Genomic DNA, 19680 nt, shown 5'->3' with positions numbered 1-19680 from the left:
GATATCGACCCGAACGACACAGGTCTCGCTACACGTATCCGCCCGACGTCAGGGCACTCTTGTCGAAAATTCGTTCGAGCAAGTCGATGTGTCGCGCTGGGTCGTTCACTGGTCCCACTCGACGTCTGCGACGTCCTCCGTCTCCCGAAGGATGAATGGACCGATGGAGAGGGTATGTTTGGCGACGGTCGCGATGCGCATGATGTACGCGAGGAGGACCAGGAACGGAAGCAGCGAGACCGTGGCAGCAGTCGAGATCACCAGGACGAGCGTCTCGACACCGACGACCGAGAAGCTGTACGCGGTGTCGCTGAAGAAGATGATCATGCCGCTGGAGACGAGGAGTGCTGGAACTGCGGCCGCGAGTATCCGCCGTGAGAGATTGATGAGGTCCCACTGGAAGTACAGCGTCTTGAAGTGTTCGCGGGCCGGCCCGAACAGTCCTAACACCTCGATCAACTCGTCGAGGGCGTCCAGACGCGTCTCGTTCAGCGATTGACGATGTCGTTCACGGATACGTTCGGCGGTGAACAGCTTCCACGAGTAGTTGAAGTTCAGCGCCGACGAAATGACGTCGAAACTGCCGAAACGGGCCTCGTCGAGACCCGTCGATACCTGTGCTGCATTCGCTATCAGGCTCCCGGTGAGATCCTCGATGGACGATTCGAGCGACGCGTCGGCCCTATCGGAGCGGCCCGCTTTGAGCGTCTCCGCCTTTTCGCCGGACACCTGGACGAGTGCCCTGAGAAATTGTGCCGGACGCGCTGGACTCACCGGAGCCCCGATGGCGTCTGCAACGTCGGACCTGAACTGCTTCGCCCCCTCCATTCGCTCTCGCTGGTCTCCGACCGCCCCGAGTTCCTGGGAGAGCACCAGTTGGTTCAACGTCACGACGAGCGTGACGCTGGTGATGGTTCCGGTCAGCAATCCCTGGAAGAGCGTATCCGTCGAATCGCTGCTCTGGATGGCGGCCACCGAGCTCGGATACAGGTATCCCGTCAGAACGAGCACCACGAAGACGACACCCATCAGCAACCCCGTCACCACAGCACGATCGGCCTCCATGAGGAGCCAAAGTTTCAGCTTGCTCTGCTGGGCCCGTTCCCGCAACAGATCGTCCGGTGCATCCCCCTCCATGCCTCTGTGTACGGTTCCCTGGATAGAAAGTGGCGGGGCCGTTTTCGGCCGGGAGTGTTGGCTCGTGATCGAATCGCCGTGACTTTTCGATCGAATCGAATCCTGAACCAGCACTGGGTGCCGTCGTCGATGTTAGTCGGCAGGTTGGGTCTGGCTACGCGACGCCGCTCGAATGGCGGTGATACTACTGTAGATAACGGCCCCACTGACGAGGAGTGCAGAACCGAGGATCAAGACGAGGCTGACCGTGTTGAGGATCTCGATTCCGTACACGTTTCCAACTTCGCGGACGGCGACAGCGACGGCCCCACCGAGGAGCATCAATCCGAAGTACACCTTGATCTCCCCTTCGTCGACGATACTCGTCGCCGCGGAACCGAGGCGCGCACCGAGTGCACTGCCTGCGAGTAGCGGCAGGACGATGGAGAGATCGACTCCCCCGTCCATCGCGTAGAGGAAACTACCGATACCACCGGAGAAGACGATCTCGAAGAGGTCGGTTCCGACGGCGATGGGAACGGGGACACCGATCAGATAGAACAGCGCGGGCATCCGGATGAACCCGCCACCGACACCGAGGAAACCGGACAACAATCCCGTCGTGAAGGCGACGGCCAGAATCATCCACAGCGATACCGAGACACCGCCTCTGAGGTCGACCATCGGGGGCAGACGATACGACTGGATCTTCTTGGCGATGTCGGGAATGTCGTCGGCATCGACCTCCTCATCCGCGGCATCGTGGTCGATACCGCCCTCCTCGCTCCCTTTCAATGCCTCGTAGGTCACGAAGAGACCGATCCCCCCGAGCAGGAAGACGTAGGTGACGCTGATGATGCTTCCGGCAAGGCCGAGTTCCTCGAGATGCAAGACGATCTCCTTGCCGACTTCTATCCCTGCAGTCGTGCCGGCAATCATCAACACCCCGAGTTTGTAGTCGACCTGGCCGAGGTCACGGTGTTTCAGCGTCGCGATGACCGAGGTACCGAAGACGAACGCGAGACCACTCCCGACCGCGACTCGAGATGGATAGCCCATGACGAGCAAGGCCGGCGTCACGAGGAACGAACCCCCCATTCCGAAGAACCCGAAGAGGATGCCGATGAGGAGTCCAAAGCTGACGAACAACGACACCATCGCCATGCTAAGGCCCAGTATTTCCATATTAGAACTGTTTGATTCGATCGATGACTGCTGAACTGAACGCGTTTTCGGCCGCACCGTACACGACGTAGAGTACAATCGCTTCCACCAGGACGATGCCGATGAGCTGCATCGCCTGAACCATTGCCGAGAGGCTCCCGATTGCTACCATCGGGACCCACCAACATTCTGTGGGGGTGTGAACGATATCATCCTTGGTCACTCGAATACTCCTAAACGACACCACGTTATAATGGTTTTGGACTTATTATACAATATTACCTCACCAGTGGTCCCACATATCCCATCCGAATCCATGCATAACTTATCTAATTTCGGCGGCTTCCATCCCCCTGTCGAAATATTTCCGCCGTTTCACAGCTACGGGCTTTCGTCGGGGGTGCTGTATCGCGACCTTTGTCTGTGTACGTGATTCGCTATATTGCCCAATCCAAACAATATTATGGCCGTCCCATCTACGATAGTACATGAAAGCCGTTTACGCAACGGATCTGTCGGCAGCCAGCGAGGCAGCGATCGAGAACCAGACGTGTCTCGAGTGCCTCGACCGGGTGGGTGTCGATACGTTCCATCTCGTAACGGTGGTGCCATCGAACGTTCATTCGGGAATGCCCGGGATGGACTTCGAACAGCAACGAAAACGGGGGCTCGATCGGTACCGTACGGTGATGGAGGCAGCCGGCTTCGACGTCGAGACCCACGTCGTCCGGGGGACGCCTCACCGCCGAATAAACGGTATCGCGGGTGCCGTTCACGCGGATATGACCATCGTCGGTTCGCGCGGACAGAGCCCCCTCGAGAACAGAGTCATCGGCTCGACCGCCCGGAATCTGGCCCGAACGACCGTGGTTCCCCTCCTCGTCAACCGGGTCGAGCGGGAAACCGAGGAACCGGACGTCATTCACGAACATCTCTTCGAGCGGGTACTGTATGCGACGGACTTCTCGGAGAACGCCGAACGGGCCTTCGACGCGTTCTCGTACCTCCGCCATGCGACGGAAGAGGCGACACTCGTGCACGTCCGCTCGCCAAAGGATGCCGTGGACGAGGAACCGGATCCGACCGAACAGCTCGAGGCCCTCGAAACGACCCTCGAACGCTGGGACATCGATACACGCATCGACGTACGCAGCGGCGATCCGGCAGACGAGATCCTCGCTGCAGAGGCAGCGGCGAATCCGTCGACCGTCCTCCTGGGGTCTCGAGGACGCAGTCGACTTCGGCGACTGTTGCTCGGCAGCGTCTCCGAAGCGGTCATCGCCAGGGCGGCGGGAAACGTCTTCCTCGTCCCTCCGCCACGAAACGCGTGAAAAATCCCTCTCAGTCGGCGCTCGTCGGTGATGGCGCGTCTTCGGTGACGCGACTCCGCCAGTACCCCTGTGCGTATGCACCGATGAACATCCCCGCGATCGACCAGAGGATCGTCACGTTGCCGATGCCGAAGCTAGCGTATGCCGCCCCGGGGCAGATACCCGATAGCCCCCACCCGACACCGAATATCGAGCCGCCGATCAGGACGTTACGGTCGAAGGGTTTCAATCGGCGTTCGTATCGATCGCCGGTGAGTGGTGCTGTGTCACGCAGTCGCGGGACCAGGAAGAACGCCAGGCCGCTGACGACCGCTGCGCCGAACATCACGAAGAGGAGTCCGAAGTCCTCGAACTGGAGAAAGTCGAGGACGACCTCGGGACGGGCCATCTGGCTGTAGGCAAGCCCGAACCCGAAGAGAATCCCCCCGATGAGGATCAGCGGCATGAAGAGTGGATGGCGGTCACTCATTCAGGGAGTCACCCCCAGGGACGCGACGACCTGCGCGGTCACGATAGCGACGAGGAGAAACGTAATGACGCCCGTGATGGAAGTCTTCGATGCCGAACCGACGCCACACACACCGTGACCGGAGGTACAGCCTTTCCCGACGCGGGTTCCGACGCCGACGAAAACACCACCGACCAGTAACCGCCACGGATGTACCGCCGTCGTCCACGCTCCGCCCTGATAGATCAGGGCGTACGACGCGGCACCGAGAACGATGCCGAACGTGAACACGAGGCGCCAGTCCCGTGAGGGCACGTACTTCTGGAATCGCGATTGCCCGGAGAAATACGAGAGCGTGGATTCGAGGAAGGTGCTCGCTCCGGGTGGAATGGCTGTCCCCAGGTAGATGACGGCAACCCCTAAACCTACGAACAGCCCGCCGAGGGCGTAGCGACTGATGCCGTTGGGAAACAGTTCACCGCCGACCTGTAGTACGACTGGATCGAGCATCGCCGGGATCAATCACCCGCGAGAGACTCCTGACTCGCTGCGCAGTTGTTGGGGCCGAGTTCGAGGGTAAACGCTTCCTCTTCGTCGACGTCGTTCACCCCGAGGTTCGTGGCGATGATATCTTCGTAGTTCGCCGGCCGGGGCGGCATGTCATCGAGCGTCAGTTCGACGAACGACTCCTCGTCCATCGTGAGAGCCGGCATATCCTCCAACAGGTTCCCGATCGAGTCGGTGTACGTGCCATCCGCGGCTGGTTCGGCTGCGTTACTAGTGTGTCCCCCACCAACTACTACCGTATTGGGGAGGGTCAGGATTCTCTCCTGAAGCGATTCGTAGAGCATCCGGGCGGCCTCTGGTGCGCCATCATCGCCCTCTTCGAGGTCGGGACGAGCTACTGACTCGGTGAAGAGTCCGTCACCGGTTGCGAGGAAGCTGTCATCGACGAGGTACGAAGTCATGCCAGTCGTGTGGCCGGGGGTGTAGATGGCCGTTATCTCGGCAGACCCGACGTCCAACGTCTGCCCATCTTCGATAGTGGTGAGTTCATCTGTGTACGTAATACCGCGCTCGACTGCAGATTCGGGAATCACACCTTCGACCCCCTCGGCGACGAGATCACGGACCCCCGAGATGTGGTCTGCGTGTACGTGCGTATCCATCGCGTACTCGAGGTCGACGCCGAGTCGGTCTGCATCCTCGAGATATCGGCTTGTGAAGGCTTTGAGTGGATCGATGACTGCTGCTTCATCTTGGTCGTAGAGCATGTAGCCGAGACAGCCCGACGACGGTCGCTGGTACTGGAGGAGGGTCCCCGATCCGGTGTATCCGCTGACCTCCACGGATTCGTAGATCCGTGCCCAACCCTCCATTCCTCCCTCGAGATGGGACACCTCGTAGCCACGCCCGACGAGCGTACCCGCGACATACTCACTGGAGCTCCCCTCCGCACAGAGGGCAGTCACCTGCCTGTCTTCGGGGATCTCGTCGAGGACCGCTTCGTCGAGACCGTCATCGAGGAACTCGTAATATGGGATGTTGATGGTCTCGACGTTCTCGCCGTCGATGTGCCACTCATCGTAATCTGATTGCATCCGCGTGTCGAGGAGCACGGTCGCCCGACCCGAATCGATTCGATCTTTCAACGATTCTGGGGCAATCGACTCGACGTGGACGTCCGTAGCCGGGAAGTCGTCAGAGTCCATATGTTATACCCGAATATAGCGGGTGTTCCCACAAAAACGTTTGCAATGTATTTCCCCATCTTCACAATATAACTGGCAATAACTATAGAATTATTGATATGCGCGATTATCTCAGCGGCGTGCATTCCCGGCCAATTTGACCGCTTTTCACAGAATATTGGGTAAAAGGTAGCCCACTGACTGGTTGCCGACCGTAGATAGTATTGTCCGTATTGACCAACACAGCTATGCCGGCTCCCAGGTGACGAACGTCGAGACTCAACCGGTTCCTATTAGCGCCAGGGGCGTGGACAGAGCGTATGGACCAGCGGGTACGTATCGTCGCCGTCTCGGTCGCCATCGTCCTCCTGGCGGCCTCTCTCGGCGTCCAGGCCGTCACAATCGACCGTGGGACGACCGTCGAACAGGAAGCGGGCGCCTATCCAGGGAATACGCTGGTCGGGGTCCACTCCTGGAATAACGTTGGGCGGGTCGTCGAGATAACACCCGACGGTAACGTCACCTGGGACTGGTCCGTCCCTGATTCCCGGGTGTTCGCGGTCGAGCAACTCGACGAGGAGACGGTGCTCGCAGCGGTGGCCGTGAAAACACCGGCTGAAGATTGCGATGGAGAGTACGTCGACTACGAGGAATACGACGACCACTGTGTCACCAACCGCGTGGTCGAAATCGACAAGGAGTCCGGCGACGTGGTCTGGGAGTACTCCTGGCAGGACGAGTTTATCCACTGGCACGAGGTGCACGACGTCGAACGACTGGACAACGGTGAGACCGCGATCATCGACATGGGGAACGACCGGTCGTTCACCGTCGATCGCGAGGGGGAGATAACCTGGGAGTGGCACGCCGAAGAACACCTGACACCCGGAACCCCCTTCTACGAACAGCACGGTGGCCCGGAGAAGAATGGTGAGCACGACGACTGGACGCATATGAACGACATCGATCGTCTGGAGAACGGGAACTTTCAGATGAGCATCCGTAACTTCGACACCGTCATCGAAGTCGATCCAGAGACCAACGAGATCGTCGACGTGGTCGGCGAACCTGGTAACCACGACATCCTGGAGAAACAACACAACCCACACCGGATCGAGGACGCGGGAACGATGGTCGTCGCGGACAGCGAGAACAACCGGATCGTCGAACTCGACGTGGCGACCGAGGAAATCGTCTGGCAGTATCGCGGCCCGACCGACGGATCGCTGCAGTGGCCTCGTGATGCCGACCGGCTCCCGAACGGTAACACGTTGATCACCGATTCGCGCAACAATCGCATCCTCGAGGTCGACCGCGAGGGGACGGTCGTCTGGCGGTTCGAAGATCCGGATGGTGAGGTGATTCCCCTCCCATACGAGGCCGATCGGATCGGTGCCGACGAAGGAGCGGACGTTCCATCAGGCCGTCAACTCGTCGAGAGCGACGAAACCGCCGGACCGATCGTCGAATCCGTCCGGGAGATCGAGGCCCTCTCGAAGTACGTGGTCCCGACGTGGATGCATCTTCCCCAGCTACTGCATGTCGTCGGTATCGCCCTCGGTGCGCTGTGGCTTACCGGTGAGGGTATTCTCTTCGGGTGGCGGCTGCGCACATAGTGTCTTTCGGTACCCTGGTACGATTCGACACGGACATCGGTAGCTTCTCTTCACGTGACGGCAAACGGTCGACCAATGAGTTCGTTCACCGACCGGGTCGCTCTCATCACAGGCAGTAGCCGGGGTATCGGTGCCGCAACCGCCACACTCCTCGCCGATCGCGGAGCGAAGGTGGTCGTGAATTACCACTCGAACGAAGCCGCCGCACGGGCGACAGCCACCGAGATCGAGGAGAATGGCGGCGATGCACTCGTCGTCCAGGCCGACGTTCGCGACGAAGCGGCTGTCGGTCGTCTGATCGAGACCGTCACCGACGAGTGGGGTCGCATCGACGTCCTCGTGAACAACGCCAACATGCCCTTTGCGAAGAAGTCGTTCGCCGATATGGCCTGGGAGGAGTTCCACCAGAAACTCTCGGACGAACTCGAGGCGGCGTTCAGGATGACCGACGCCGTCCTTCCCCTGATGGTAGAGCAGGGATATGGGCGTGCAGTGTACGTCTCGAGTGGACTCGGCGACCATCCCGCGCCGGGGTTCATCGCTCACGGGGCCGCGAAGGCTGCCCTCGACACCTTCGTCAAGTACATCGCATACGAGTACGGGCAAGCGGGGATAACGGCGAACGTCGTTGCCCCGGGCCTCGTCGAGACCGACGCGACCGCAGATCGGGTCGAAGAGATGCGAGAGTATATCTCCGAGCAGACGCCCCTGGGCCGAGTGGCTCGGCCGTCGGACGTCGCTCGCGCCATTGCCGCCTTCGCCAGCGACGACGCACAGTTCGTCACCGGAACCTACACACCCGTCAATGGCGGAAAGGACATGGAGTGACCAGACACGAGACCACACACTGCCAGATCTCGTTGTCGTTACGTGTGAGACGCTACGACGATAGTGGCCCACTACGGCGGGATATGTGCCGTTGTTCCTCCGGAGCGAAACGATGAAACCGACCGTCCCACACGTCTACCTATGGACGTCCCCGTCTCGAAGCGTCGCTTGATACGCGCCCTCCTCGCGATCGTCCTTTTCGCACTTGTGGCGAACGTCGGGTACGCAGCCGTCACTGGGGGACCGCCGGATCCAGGGTTCGTCGAACCGGGCACGATAGAATCTGCCGGGAACGGGTCGACCGTCGTCGGCGTCCAGGGGTTCCACTTCGGCGGCGAGGAGGACCCGAAACGACCGGCACGACTCGTGGCCATCGACGAACGGGGTGACATGGAGTGGCAGCACAACGGCTCCGAACAGGGATCGACGTGGTTCTACGAACCCGATCCCCTGCCGAATGGGAACATCCTCGTCGTCTCGACGAAACCCGGGACGACCACCGTCTACGAATACGACCCTGAAACCGACGAGCGGGTCTGGGTGGAGGTGTTCGACATCGAGGACACCCACGACGTGACGATGCTCGACGAGCACCGGTTGGCCGTCGCGAACATGCGGAACTACAACGAATCAGCCGACAGAAGCGACGATCGCCTGTTCGTATACAATCGAACCAGCGAGGAGATCACGTGGGAATGGTACTTCCGCGACCACTATCCGAACGGAACGGACGGAGGGATGGATGAGGACTGGACGCACGTGAACGATGTCGAACCCGTGGGTGACGACCAGTTGCTCGTCTCGCCGCGAAACTTCGATCAGGCCATCCTCGTCAACATGACGACCGACGAGATCGACCTTCGTCTCGGTGCGGACGGCGAGCACGATATCCTCTCCGAACAGCACAATCCCGATTATCTCGAGAGCGAGGACGGCACGCCGACGATTCTCGTTGCCGACTCCGAGAACCACCGCGTCGTGGAGTACGAACTCCTCGAGCGCACCGGAACGAACGACGCAGGATTACCGACAGCCGAGTGGGAACGGACCTGGGAGGTCGGGAACGGCCAGTTCACCTGGCCTCGCGACGCGGATAGACTCCCGAACGGCAACACGTTGATCACCGATACGATGAACCACCGCGTCGTCGAGGTCACGCCGGACGGCGAGATCGTCTGGGAGAGTTATGTAACGTGGGGACCGTACGACGCGGATCGGATAGCTCACGGCGGCAGCTCGAACGGGCCGACGATCCGGGATATGGATGCAGAGGGGACCTACGAACTGAGCGGCAGTGCGAGCCTCGAACCAGGCGAGTCGAGAAACGAGTCCTTCGATCAATGGGTATCGCGCCAGGCCACCGGGACAGTCGTCGAGGGCCCCGTCGATACGATGACAACCCGGTGGAGGCACCTCACGCCGTGGATTCGCCCGGCCTGGATGGATAGCTGGACGCTCGCCTCGGCAGCGGGTGCCCTGCTGATCGCGACGGCCTGGGGGACTGCAGAACTTATCTACGCCCGCAAGCGTCTCGCCGCTACGGCGAAGACACTCTGGCGTGCCGTCGACAATCGCTAATCAGAGTGCGATAACCTCGCCCGCGAGGAGGTAGATGAGTGCCAGTATCGTCTGAAACGAGAGGGAACCGACGGCCGAGAGGACGACGAACCGCCGAACTTGCATGTCCGAGAGACCGGCGGGTACCGTCAGCAGCCCACGGACGAAGAGCATCGTATTCGTCACCGGCACGGCGAACTGCCCCCACCGGTCGAACCAGCCGTCGACGCGGTCGAGGCGCGACTCGTTCAGCGGTATCCACCCCTTCTGTATCAAATATTTCCGACCGCCTCGGCGGGCAAGGACGAACAGAAACGTCTGGCCGATGGTCGTTCCGACGACGGCGATAGCGACGATAGCCACGACCTCGGGGATCGATGAGCCGATGAGCAACAGCGCGCTCGGGACCACGAGTTCACTCGGCATGAATCGGAGCATCATGGTACCCTCGAGGATGCTGATCCCGAGGAGCACGAGGAGCGCGATCTCCGAGGAAAGCATCGATGCCAGCCAGTCCGGTGTCTCCGAGAGTTGCAGTATCACCATGATTACTCCATGTATCCGAGGTCGCTCAGTCGCTCCTGTAACTTCTCGTCGGCGTCTTCGAGTGCGTCTGCCCGAGCATCGGTGGCTTCCGTCCACGCTCCACCGGTCGCCGATTCGAACCGGGAGAGGGCCCGTTCTGCGGCCTCGACGGCGTCGTGATCGTTGGGGGACACTGGTCGGGACTCGGCGGGATCTTCCCCGAGAACGAACCCCTCGTCGGGAATTCGATCTGCTCGGATGAATTTGCCGTCCGAACTACGGGCTGCCCGCAATCGTGCCCGCGCACGGTGGTCGTCTTCGATCTCCAGTCCGGCCGCCTTCGCCTTCTCCTCGAGGTGGTGGAGTTCGATGACCGGCTGGGCGTATTCGACGAAGGCGTACTCTCCGGCCGCCTCCTCATTGGCTCGCTGTCCCGGGTCACGATTCCCGTCGGCCGAGTCGAACTGCCGGTATCGGGAGTCGAACAGCGAACGCGTCGGATCGAAGCCGACGACCCGGTTTTCGCCCGATTGAACCCCAGTCGTGCTCCCGTCTCGACGAACATCGGTCGCGTCGAGGACGGTGTGATAGAGATCGAGCAATTCGACGACCGCCGCTGTGCGGTCGTCATCGAGAGCGGGATGTTTGATCATGAGCGGTACGTTGATCAATTGCTCGTAGAGGGCGAACTCGTGACCGTAGAGGTCGTGTTCGCCGTGCAGTTCACCGTGGTCAGCACAGACTACGACAGTCGTATCGTCCCACTGGTCGGTCTCTTTCAACCACTCGAAGAGCCGGCCCAGTTGATCGTCCATGTGGGCGATTTCCGCATCGTAGAGGTCGCCGATGTCGTCCCACTCGTCATCGTCGATATCCCGGGCGCCGGAGTTGTACTCCTTGGAGTTCTGACAGACCGCGTCCGGGTCAGCGTCGGCAGCGAACTCCCGACGGTATTCTTCCGGTGGATAGTACGGTAGATGGGCGTCCATCAGATTGATGAACGCGAACCAGCCCGTCTCGCTCTCGCTCTCGTCGATGAACGAGATGGTCTTGTCGATGACGGACGGCGTTTTGGTATCCGCGCCATCGCCACTGGCGAGGTATTCGTGGATCTTCGCCCCGAACTGGACGGCACTCGACGCGAAGTCCCGGAGACGGTCGTTGTCGTTCATCGCCTTCCAGACCTTCGAAAGCGGGCCGGACAGGTACTCACCCGGCATGACCTCGAAGAAGGTATCACCGTCGTCGAAGCCCTCGGTGAGGTTCGTATATGGGGTGATCCAGGCGTTCGAAGAGTACGCAGCGGTGTCGTAGCCCGCCTGCGATAGCGTCTTCGCAAGCGTCTGCGCTCCCTCCAGATACGGACTCTCCTGGTCGGCTCCATGCTGACTCGGATACAGTCCGGTGAACATGGACGCGTGAACCGGCAAGGTCCAGGGTGCGGGCGCGACGGCAGCGTCGAAGACGGTCGCCTCCTCGGCAAATGCCGACAACGACGGCGTCGTCCCTCGGTCGTATCCGTAGGGGCCGAGTCGATCCTTCCGGACCGTGTCCAGGACGACGAACAGGACGTTGTCTGGGGACCGGTCGGTCATTACCCCAGACTCACCGGTTGCCAGCAATAAATGGCCCGGTCCCTCGAGTCGGTACGAAACCCAATCGTTTCGTAGTAGGGCGTCGGAGTTCCGATGTATGAGTCGGGTCGACAGGCGTGCGCTCGTCCTCGGGTTCGCGGGCGCGGGTGCACTCATCGTCGGCCTCCTGTGGCTCGTCGACGTCGGTCAGGTGCGATCGTCACTGTCGCGGGCCGATCCGCTATTCCTTGGGGTGATGTTCGTGGTTGCCCTGCTCTGGCTTGGCGCCTGGGCAGTCACGCTTCGAACCGTGCTCGCCTCGATGGACGTCCCCATGCCCGTCGGCACCTCGTTTTTCGTCTACAATGCCGCCGTCTTCGCGAACAACGTGACCCCGTTCGGGCAGGCCGGTGGCGAACCAGTCACGGCGTTACTCGTCTCGAAGGTCACGGGAACCCGATACGAAACAGGGCTAGTCAGCATCGCGAGCGTCGACGTGCTGAACGCGGTCTCGTCCATCGCGCTCGTCTTCTTCGGGGTCGGAATCTACGCGAGTCGGTTCACGCTCGGGACGAATCTCTTCGCGGCGGTCAGTTCCGTCGTGATACTAGTCCTCGTCATCGTCGTGTCCTTCACGTTGACCTGGCGCTATCGGGAGACACTCGTCGATAGACTCTCGGGACCGATTGCGACGACGGCCGATGCATTCCGGTGGGGCCCACTGAAATCACGAACGGTCACCAAGGCTGGTGTCGCGGCTCGCTTGCGTCGATTCTTCGGGAATGTCGAGGTGGTCGCCGGCGATCAGCGTCGACTCGTGTACGCTCTTTCTCTCTCGATGCTGGGGTGGTTGTTACAGACAGCAGCCCTCGTCATGGCCTTTCTCGCGGTCGGTGCCGACATCCCTGTCGTCGTGGCGCTGTTCGTCATCCCGCTCGCCAATCTGGCCGGGATGGCACCCCTTCCCGGTGGCCTCGGTGGGATCGAAGCTGCCTTCGTCGCCTTGCTCGTTCCGACGACGGGAGTCCCAGCCGCGGTGGTCACCGCCGCCGTACTACTCTTTCGTCTGGCAATCTACTGGATGCCGGTGATCGTCGGCGGAACATCGGCGACGGTATTCGGCGTGAAAGTGCTCTCCTGACGGTCTGATATCACACACGCTTTAGGCACCCATGGTAGAACTACCTCGTACGCAACCGCTCCTATGAAACAGCAAGAAGTGATCGATGGTGACTGGGACTACCTGATCGTCCTCGATGCCTGTCGATTCGATTCCTTCGAATCGGTCTACCGCGACTACGTGGACGGCGACCTGGAGAAACGGGAGAGTCGGGGGTCGGCGACACCCGAATGGGCGGCCAAGACCTTCAGGGGGAACCACGATATCACGTACTTCTCTGCGAACCCGTTCATCAACGGACTCGGAATTCCCCTCAACGAACTGGACTGGGGAGCGAGTTTCGACTCCGGTTGGACCTCGACCGACCACATTTCGACCATCCACGACGTCTGGGACGAGGCCTGGGACGACGAGCTCGGGACGGTCCTTCCTCAGGACGTGAACCGGTACGTCCGAGAGCACTGGGATGAACTGGAGGCCAGCGACAGGACGGTCATCCACTACATGCAACCGCACGCTCCCTTCATCGCCCACGGGAAGGGGCGAAAGGTGAACACGATTCGAAAGAGCTTCGAGGAAGCCAAACAGGAAGGCGTCGACTCGAGCGACGGCGGATTGCTTGCCTCGGTGCTCGACCCCATCAGGCCCCGCGTCGAGCGATATCTGGAACAGAGCGAACTCGCCATGAAGGTCGGGATGCTCGTCGAACTTGACCCGAGCAGTATCTTCGACGTCGGCTCGGACGGAACGAAAGAGACGCTACTCCGCTATTACGAGGAGAACCTTAGAGCCGTCTTCGAAGCAGCGGCCGACCTCGCAGCGGACCTCGATGGCACCGTCGTCATCACCTCGGACCACGGGGAAGCGTTCGGGGAACAGGGTATCTGGGAACACCACGTAGAGACGCCGATACCGGAACTGATCGAGGTCCCGTGGCTCGTCGTCGATGACGCGACCTGATCGGAGAGCCTGCCGTTACTGCGACTCGGATTCGACTATCGTCTCGATGGCGGCTCATCGTCCATTATCGACCGATCGGCTCCCATGGGTAAATGCACCCCGCAGAGGGGCGTTCTGCGGTCGTCGTTTCAGAGACGGTAGTAGGGACCAGACATGGCTTCGGTCAGCCGTCGCACCTGTCCCTCGTCGAGGTCGATGGTCGCGGCCACGAGGTTCTCTTCGAGTTGCTCGACGGTTCGGGCGCCGACGATAGGCGCAGTGACGCCGTCCCGGTGCATGAGCCATGCGAGAGCAGTCTGGGCGGGCGTCGCGTTCACCGCTTCGGCAACTGCGTCGAGTTCGTCGTGGACGTCGAAGTTCTCCGCCACGAGATACGACTGTTCGAAACGACTCGACTCCGCGACGCGGGACTCGCCCACGAGCCCGTCGTCCCGGGTGTATTTCCCCGTCAGGAATCCCTGCCCCAGTGGGCTCCAGGGACACACCGCGAGGCCGTAGTGGCGACTCATCTCCAGGTAATCGCCCTCGATCTCGCGGTCCACCAGGTTGTATCGGGGCTGAACCACGGAGAACGGCTCCCAGCCCTTCCGCTCGGCGATCTCGTTCGCCTTCGCGACCTTCCAGGCGTTCGGTCGGAGCGTGGAGGCGCCCAGATAGTGGACCTTCCCATCCCGGACGAACCCGTCGAGCGTCCGCAGCAGTTCCCGCGTGGGCGTCTCGTCGTCCCACCGGTGGATGTACAGCACGTCGATGTAGTCGGTATCCAGTCGCTCGAGGATGGCATCGATACGGTGTCGAAGATTCTTGCGATTGTTCCCGGCACTGTTCGGGTCGCCATCCCGGATCTGCCAGTAGATCTTCGAGGCGATGGTGAATCGCTCCCTGTCCCGGTCGGCGAGCCAGTTGCCGATCCACTCTTCGCTTTTCCCACCGCCGTAGACGTCCGCCGTGTCGATGTACCGACCGCCGGCGGCCTCGTACGCGTCGAGCAACTCGTACGCTCGCTCCTCGTCGATCTCGACGGTACCCGTTTCGGTCTCCTTGCCGAACCGCCAGGTACCGAACTGCAGTTCGCTCGTCTCGATCCCGGTCGATCCGAGTCGGACGAAATCGAGGTCCATCGATTCCAGAGAGGTCATTCCCTTCGAGGTTAGCCGAAGAGCGTGAAAAACGTTCAGCATCCGGCACTCCGACGGGAAGTGTTGCGGTCTCGATCCCCGCGACTGCGTGAACGTTGATTACACTCGCCCCCGTATCGAGAGCTAATGGGCGAGCGAGACACGATAGCCCGGGTGGCCGAACCAGTCACGGTCGATTCGATGGTTTCGGACTTCCGTTCCCTGGGAATCGAGACCGGTGACACGCTCATCGTCCACTCCTCGTTGAGTGCACTCGGGTGGGTCAGCGGTGGGGCCCAGGCCGTCGTCGACGCTCTCCAGTGCACCCTCTCCGAATCAGGAACGCTCGTCATGCCCACGCATACGTCACAGTACACGGACCCGGCCAGGTGGTCGAACCCGCCCGTCCCGGAATCGTGGTACGAGACCATCCGCGATTCGATGCCAGCGTTTCGACCGGGGATGACCCCTACTCGTGACGTCGGTGCCATTCCGGAGTGTTTCAGGACCTATCCGGCCGTCCAGCGGAGTACGCATCCCGAGGTCTCGTTCGCCGCCTGGGGCGCCGAGGCCGAGGGTATCGTCTCCGGACACGCGATCGATTTCGGTCTCGGTGAGCGATCACCGCTCGCAGGAATCTACGACAACGCCGGAAAAATCCTGCTCCTCGGCACCAACCACAATACGAACACGTCGCTGCATCTGGCCGAGTATCGAGCCGATATCTCGGTGCCGAGGGTCAGTAACGCCGCACCGATCCGACGCGATGGCGAACGGGTCGTCGTCGAATACGTGGACATCGAACTCTCCACCGACGACTTCCTCGACATCGGCGCTGCGTTCGAACGCGAACACGACGCCGAATCCGGGCAGGTAGGGGCCGCAAATGCTACAGTGATCGATCAGCGGTCGCTCGTGGATTTCGCAGTGGAGTGGATGGAGTCCAATCGGTAAGACCGATCGATCAATCCGCGATGGTCCGCTCGGTCACCGGGACGCCCTTGCTGGCGAGATGGTGCATCTGCTGAAGGGCGAAGTCAGCCTCGCGTGTTCCCTGGGTCGCCAGTACGACGACCTCGGCATTGCCGGATGGCCGCATGGTCCGCCCGGCGCGCTGGGTTCCCTGGCGCCGAGACCCACCCAGGCCCGATGCCACGATGCCGAGCTCCGCGTTGGGCAGATCGATCCCTTCGTCACCGACTCGAGAGACGATCAGGGTATCGTGGTCGCCACGTCGAAACGCCTGGAACAACCGGGCGCGTTCGGCGTGTGGCGTCTCGCCACTGACGAACGGCGCGTCCAGTGCGTCGGCCAGTTCGTCGCCCTGGTCGAGATATTCGACGAAGACCAAAGTCTTCGTCTCGGGCCGTTCGGCGAGCACGTCGCGGACGACGTCGACCTTCGCAGGATTCGTGGCGGCGAGTTGTCGCTGACGGTGTCGAGACGCGTTCCCGTACTCGTCTTTCACTCGGTCGTCTCGCCACGGAACGTACCGAATTTCGACGGATGGCTGTTCGACGAACCCGGCATCGAAGAGCGCGTCCCAGTCGGTGCCGATGGGCGGGCCGATGAGCGTGTAGATATCCCGTTCCAGGTCGTCCTCCCGGACGGGCGATGCGGTCAATCCGAGCCGGTGGCGACCCTGGAGATCGGTCGTGGATCGATGGACTGGGGCCGGAACGCGGTGGGCCTCGTCGTACACGATGAGTCCCCATCGGCGACTGTCGAAGAGGCCGCGATGTCGGTCCATACTCGCGATCTGGTAGGTCGCGATCGTGATCGGGCGAACCGACTTCTCACCGCCGTGATATTCGCCGACGTCATCCGGGCCGAGGTCGGTGTGTCGCAGCAGTTCCTCGCGCCACTGGCCGGCGAGTTCGCGACTCGGCACGAGGACGAGAGCTTCGGCTTGTAGTTCCGCGAGGATTCCGATCGCGGCGATCGTCTTCCCACTGCCGGCGGGGCCGACGAGAACCCCCGATCCGGCTTCGAGGAACCGGTCAACCCAGTCCCGCTGGTAAGAGCGAAGTTCCAGATGCATCGCGACCGCAAGCGAATCGCCCTCGGCCAGGTCCCGCTCGTCTTTCACGGGGTACCCTTCGTCGTAGAGCGTGCGCTTGATCGCCGCTTCCGACCCATCGACGACCCAGCTCGTATCGTCGTCGATCGGAGCGTGGAGGTGCTGGTCGTCCAATACCTCACGAGCGACGTTCCCCATCAAGGAGTCACTGGCAGCCTCGAGAACCGTGTACCCGTCCTCGTGGGTTCGGAGTGTGAACTGTCTGGCTCGCTTCCACTGCGATTCCATCCACTCCTCGAAGGCGGGTTCTTCGCCGCCGAGGACGTCACGAACCGTCGATCGAAGTGCTGCGAACGAGTCGTGTGGCGCCGCCCAGACGTCCTCACGGCGAACCTCGTAGACGTACCCCGACCGGCCGTTGGTGTCCGCGAGTCGGGCGAACTGCGATAGCTGGGCCCGAGTGAACTGGTCGGGTTGGTCCACGACGATCTCGTGTCGATCCGGGAAGGGGACGATCCGTTCGCGTTTCGTCGCGTCGGCCCAGCGTTCCGCGTAGAAGACGACCGGATCGCTCTCGACGCCGACCCGCGAGACGTCACCCGACTCGACGAGACCTGCGAGTAGGTCGGCCGCCGCCGACTGAGACATCCCTAGTTGGGTCGCGACGTCACTTGCCGTCACCACCGGGCGTTCGACTCCTTCGAGAGCATCTCGGAACGACTCGATGCCCTCACTGCGGTCCGCGTCACCCACGTCGCTAGCCGATCCTGACCGTGTCACGAGCAGGAGTAGACGACGGGCATGTAAGCCGGTTACGCCCGTCAACTACCGACCGATTCAGACACACCGTCGGTGGGACGATCACGTCACAACTCCAGAACGTCGTATCGTTGATTTCGGCAGCGATCGCATTCGCGAAGGCCTCGCTCACGGGCGAGCGACCGTTCCATCGAGGTGTACGCACCCGGGAGGACCGGACAGTCCGTCGTGGTATGATAGACCGTCCGCTCCGTCCCGGGGGATTGTGTGACGAACACGGTCGCGGTGTTCCCGTGAAACATCGGTCCCGTTCGAACTGTGACAATGGGGTGATATAAACGTACCTGGACCGGGCCGATTCAGGCCATCACGAACCCGAGGACGAGGATGACCAAAAGCAACAACCCCGAGATGACCAGCACCATCTGGTCGCGGGAGAGTGGTGCAGTACCGTTCTCCGTCGACGCCGGTTCGAGCGGATCGAATGGCCCCGCTTCTGTCCCCTTCGCGTACTCGATGGCGTTCCGGCCAGTACGGGCCACGATAGCGAGGACGGTTGCGACGACGTAGGCGACCATATGGCCGAGTTCCCAGAGGGCCGTCCTGGAGTCGCCGTCTTCGAACGGTGGGTCGGCGTGCTTCTTTGGGACGTCGGTGACGGAATCCTCGCGAGTGGTCGGTGGTGTCCCGTATGCGCTCGGCCCGCCACTCGACTCCGTATTCGCCGTTCGTCGCTGGCTGCCTGGCGGTTCGAAGCTCTTGATGTGCAATCCGTCATCCGCATCGCCAGAGTCGGTCTCGTCCGTCCGCGCTGCCGGTTGGGTCCGTTCTGCTGGGGCGGGAGTGGCTTCGGGGTCGTGCCCGTCGTCCCCCTCTCCATTCGTCGATTCGGCCGACTGTCCGGCCGAAGACGGCTCCGATTCTGCCGGGGCGTCCGACCCATTTCCATTCGTGACGGCGTCTTCCGCCGTCTCCGACGGTTCGGTCCGTTCGGGGCTCTGTTGGGACGTGACCGTCGATGTCGTCCCGTCCGTCGTCAGATCCGGTCGGTTCTCCGGTGATATCGTGGGCGTGTCGGCCGCGTCGTAGGTGCGCTTCCGACGGAACTTGACGGTGCGGATCATCTCGTCCCAGTCGGTCATCATGATGCCCTCTCCCGTGGCGAGCTCTTGCACCTCCTGGGCCTTCTCCGAGCCCAGAATGGACTGGACGACCTGGGTGTCGTTCTTCCAGGTCAGACGATGCCAGACCAGCCAGTCGCACTGCGTGATGAACTCCTTGTCGACGGCCGCCGGTCGCTGGGACATCCCGGCCAACCCGAGACCGCGTTTCCGTCCCCGTTTGGCGATCCGGATGAGCGTCTCCCCGAGGTCGTCCAGCCCCCCTTGCTGTGGCAGGAATTCGTGAATCTCCTCGACGACCACGAGGAACGGTTTCCGGGCCTCCTTCTCCCGACTGAACAGGATCGTGATGACCTGGTCGACGAAGTACTCTGCCGGGTCCATATCCATAACCTCAGAGAGGTCGATGATGACCGGTCGGTTCCGGTCGAGACAGAGGGTCACCACCTCCTCGGGTTCCGTCTCGCGAAGGGGCATGTCCGCCTTGTCCGTCGCGCCGATGTGGATGACCTCGTATCGTTCCTTGAGGGTATAGTACTCACCCTCGATGTCGACGATGAGCAGGGGGAATCCCCGTTCCAGTAGTTCCTCGATGATGACACTGGCCGAGTTGCTCTTTCCGGATCCACTCTTGCCGAATATCACGCCACGCCCGGTCAACACCTCGATGGCTGGTAGCGAAATCCCGTCGTCCGAGATGACGAGTTGTTCGGCATCCTCCGTCGACATCTT

At 61.5% G+C, this 19680-nt stretch carries 18 protein-coding genes; 7 read left to right on the top strand and 11 right to left on the bottom strand.

What is annotated here, in order from left to right; all coding sequences use genetic code 11:
* Positions 1-105: 105 nt before the first annotated feature.
* The 3 genes from HSRCO_RS07320 to HSRCO_RS07310 form a co-directional block, all read right to left on the bottom strand.
* On the bottom strand, positions 106-1137 hold the full coding sequence (locus HSRCO_RS07320; RefSeq protein WP_259516934.1) for a hypothetical protein: 1032 nt from the start codon (positions 1135-1137) through the stop codon (positions 106-108).
* 132 nt (positions 1138-1269) lie between these two features.
* Positions 1270-2301, bottom strand: coding sequence for a sulfite exporter TauE/SafE family protein (locus HSRCO_RS07315; protein WP_259516932.1), 1032 nt, complete (start codon positions 2299-2301; stop codon positions 1270-1272).
* Position 2302: 1 nt separating this feature from the next.
* On the bottom strand, positions 2303-2452 hold the full coding sequence (locus HSRCO_RS07310) for a hypothetical protein (RefSeq protein WP_259516931.1): 150 nt from the start codon (positions 2450-2452) through the stop codon (positions 2303-2305).
* Positions 2453-2768: 316 nt separating this feature from the next.
* On the opposite strand from HSRCO_RS07310, the gene HSRCO_RS07305 reads away from it, so the two are divergent.
* Positions 2769-3611, top strand: coding sequence for a universal stress protein (locus HSRCO_RS07305; RefSeq protein WP_259516930.1), 843 nt, complete (start codon positions 2769-2771; stop codon positions 3609-3611).
* Positions 3612-3621: 10 nt separating this feature from the next.
* Here HSRCO_RS07305 and HSRCO_RS07300 read toward each other — a convergent pair whose 3' ends face one another.
* The 3 genes from HSRCO_RS07300 to HSRCO_RS07290 are packed head-to-tail and all read right to left on the bottom strand — an operon-like array spanning position 3622 to position 5771.
* Positions 3622-4080: a YeeE/YedE family protein gene (locus tag HSRCO_RS07300; protein WP_259516928.1), complete on the bottom strand. Its 459-nt coding sequence runs from the start codon at positions 4078-4080 to the stop codon at positions 3622-3624.
* Complete coding sequence (locus tag HSRCO_RS07295; protein WP_259516927.1) at positions 4081-4569, bottom strand: YeeE/YedE family protein; 489 nt, start codon at positions 4567-4569, stop codon at positions 4081-4083.
* A gap of 8 nt (positions 4570-4577) precedes the next feature.
* Positions 4578-5771, bottom strand: coding sequence for an MBL fold metallo-hydrolase (locus HSRCO_RS07290; protein ID WP_259516925.1), 1194 nt, complete (start codon positions 5769-5771; stop codon positions 4578-4580).
* Between the two features lie 299 nt (positions 5772-6070).
* Between HSRCO_RS07290 and HSRCO_RS07285 the strand changes: the two genes are divergently transcribed.
* The 3 genes from HSRCO_RS07285 (at position 6071) to HSRCO_RS07275 (ending at position 9772) form a co-directional block, all read left to right on the top strand.
* On the top strand, positions 6071-7366 hold the full coding sequence (locus tag HSRCO_RS07285; protein ID WP_259516923.1) for an arylsulfotransferase family protein: 1296 nt from the start codon (positions 6071-6073) through the stop codon (positions 7364-7366).
* Between the two features lie 75 nt (positions 7367-7441).
* Positions 7442-8194, top strand: a complete 753-nt coding sequence (locus HSRCO_RS07280) for an SDR family NAD(P)-dependent oxidoreductase (RefSeq protein WP_259516921.1) — start codon at positions 7442-7444, stop codon at positions 8192-8194.
* 141 nt (positions 8195-8335) lie between these two features.
* Positions 8336-9772 carry an arylsulfotransferase family protein gene (locus HSRCO_RS07275; protein WP_259516920.1) on the top strand — a complete coding sequence of 479 codons (1437 nt, stop codon included), beginning with the start codon at positions 8336-8338 and terminating at the stop codon, positions 9770-9772.
* Here the strand turns inward: HSRCO_RS07275 and HSRCO_RS07270 are convergent, their stop codons facing one another.
* The gene (locus HSRCO_RS07270; protein ID WP_259516919.1) at positions 9773-10297 is read right to left on the bottom strand and encodes a DedA family protein; all 525 of its coding nucleotides are present in this window, start codon (positions 10295-10297) and stop codon (positions 9773-9775) included.
* A gap of 2 nt (positions 10298-10299) precedes the next feature.
* Complete coding sequence (locus HSRCO_RS07265; RefSeq protein ID WP_259516918.1) at positions 10300-11871, bottom strand: sulfatase; 1572 nt, start codon at positions 11869-11871, stop codon at positions 10300-10302.
* A 97-nt stretch (positions 11872-11968) separates the two neighbouring features.
* Between HSRCO_RS07265 and HSRCO_RS07260 the strand changes: the two genes are divergently transcribed.
* The gene (locus HSRCO_RS07260; protein WP_259516917.1) at positions 11969-12991 is read left to right on the top strand and encodes a lysylphosphatidylglycerol synthase transmembrane domain-containing protein; all 1023 of its coding nucleotides are present in this window, start codon (positions 11969-11971) and stop codon (positions 12989-12991) included.
* A 63-nt stretch (positions 12992-13054) separates the two neighbouring features.
* On the top strand, positions 13055-13930 hold the full coding sequence (locus HSRCO_RS07255; RefSeq protein ID WP_259516916.1) for a sulfatase-like hydrolase/transferase: 876 nt from the start codon (positions 13055-13057) through the stop codon (positions 13928-13930).
* A 128-nt stretch (positions 13931-14058) separates the two neighbouring features.
* Here HSRCO_RS07255 and HSRCO_RS07250 read toward each other — a convergent pair whose 3' ends face one another.
* Entirely contained in the window at positions 14059-15069 is a 1011-nt protein-coding gene (locus HSRCO_RS07250; RefSeq protein WP_259516915.1) for an aldo/keto reductase, read from the bottom strand.
* A 126-nt stretch (positions 15070-15195) separates the two neighbouring features.
* Here HSRCO_RS07250 and HSRCO_RS07245 point away from each other — a divergent pair, with 126 nt between their 5' ends.
* On the top strand, positions 15196-16002 hold the full coding sequence (locus HSRCO_RS07245) for an aminoglycoside N(3)-acetyltransferase (protein ID WP_259516914.1): 807 nt from the start codon (positions 15196-15198) through the stop codon (positions 16000-16002).
* Positions 16003-16012: 10 nt separating this feature from the next.
* On the opposite strand, the gene HSRCO_RS07240 is transcribed toward HSRCO_RS07245, so the two are convergent.
* Both HSRCO_RS07240 and HSRCO_RS07235 read right to left on the bottom strand, forming a co-directional pair.
* The gene (locus HSRCO_RS07240) at positions 16013-17848 is read right to left on the bottom strand and encodes a DEAD/DEAH box helicase (protein ID WP_259516912.1); all 1836 of its coding nucleotides are present in this window, start codon (positions 17846-17848) and stop codon (positions 16013-16015) included.
* Between the two features lie 338 nt (positions 17849-18186).
* Positions 18187-19677 (bottom strand): helicase HerA domain-containing protein, encoded by a 1491-nt coding sequence (locus tag HSRCO_RS07235; protein ID WP_259516911.1) that lies wholly within the window; start codon positions 19675-19677, stop codon positions 18187-18189.
* Between the last annotated feature and the right edge of the window lie 3 nt (positions 19678-19680).

The organism is Halanaeroarchaeum sp. HSR-CO, assembly GCF_024972755.1.
Classification (GTDB): Archaea; Halobacteriota; Halobacteria; order Halobacteriales; family Halobacteriaceae; genus Halanaeroarchaeum.
This window is presented reverse-complemented; position numbering and strand designations above follow the sequence as displayed.

Excerpts from the sequence above, each read along its gene's own strand:
- HSRCO_RS07310 (WP_259516931.1), bottom strand. The coding sequence starts at position 2,452 with ATGGTAGCAATCGGGAGCCTCTCGGCAATGGTTCAGGCGATGCAGCTC.
- HSRCO_RS07315 (WP_259516932.1), bottom strand. The coding sequence starts at position 2,301 with ATGGAAATACTGGGCCTTAGCATGGCGATGGTGTCGTTGTTCGTCAGC.
- HSRCO_RS07275 (WP_259516920.1), top strand. The coding sequence starts at position 8,336 with ATGGACGTCCCCGTCTCGAAGCGTCGCTTGATACGCGCCCTCCTCGCG.
- HSRCO_RS07320 (WP_259516934.1), bottom strand. The coding sequence starts at position 1,137 with ATGGAGGGGGATGCACCGGACGATCTGTTGCGGGAACGGGCCCAGCAG.
- HSRCO_RS07245 (WP_259516914.1), top strand. The coding sequence starts at position 15,196 with ATGGGCGAGCGAGACACGATAGCCCGGGTGGCCGAACCAGTCACGGTC.
- HSRCO_RS07285 (WP_259516923.1), top strand. The coding sequence starts at position 6,071 with ATGGACCAGCGGGTACGTATCGTCGCCGTCTCGGTCGCCATCGTCCTC.
- HSRCO_RS07290 (WP_259516925.1), bottom strand. The coding sequence starts at position 5,771 with ATGGACTCTGACGACTTCCCGGCTACGGACGTCCACGTCGAGTCGATT.
- HSRCO_RS07280 (WP_259516921.1), top strand. The coding sequence starts at position 7,442 with ATGAGTTCGTTCACCGACCGGGTCGCTCTCATCACAGGCAGTAGCCGG.
- HSRCO_RS07235 (WP_259516911.1), bottom strand. The coding sequence starts at position 19,677 with ATGTCGACGGAGGATGCCGAACAACTCGTCATCTCGGACGACGGGATT.
- HSRCO_RS07265 (WP_259516918.1), bottom strand. The coding sequence starts at position 11,871 with ATGACCGACCGGTCCCCAGACAACGTCCTGTTCGTCGTCCTGGACACG.
- HSRCO_RS07250 (WP_259516915.1), bottom strand. The coding sequence starts at position 15,069 with ATGACCTCTCTGGAATCGATGGACCTCGATTTCGTCCGACTCGGATCG.
- HSRCO_RS07255 (WP_259516916.1), top strand. The coding sequence starts at position 13,055 with ATGAAACAGCAAGAAGTGATCGATGGTGACTGGGACTACCTGATCGTC.
- HSRCO_RS07305 (WP_259516930.1), top strand. The coding sequence starts at position 2,769 with ATGAAAGCCGTTTACGCAACGGATCTGTCGGCAGCCAGCGAGGCAGCG.
- HSRCO_RS07295 (WP_259516927.1), bottom strand. The coding sequence starts at position 4,569 with ATGCTCGATCCAGTCGTACTACAGGTCGGCGGTGAACTGTTTCCCAAC.
- HSRCO_RS07260 (WP_259516917.1), top strand. The coding sequence starts at position 11,969 with ATGAGTCGGGTCGACAGGCGTGCGCTCGTCCTCGGGTTCGCGGGCGCG.
- HSRCO_RS07270 (WP_259516919.1), bottom strand. The coding sequence starts at position 10,297 with ATGGTGATACTGCAACTCTCGGAGACACCGGACTGGCTGGCATCGATG.
- HSRCO_RS07300 (WP_259516928.1), bottom strand. The coding sequence starts at position 4,080 with ATGAGTGACCGCCATCCACTCTTCATGCCGCTGATCCTCATCGGGGGG.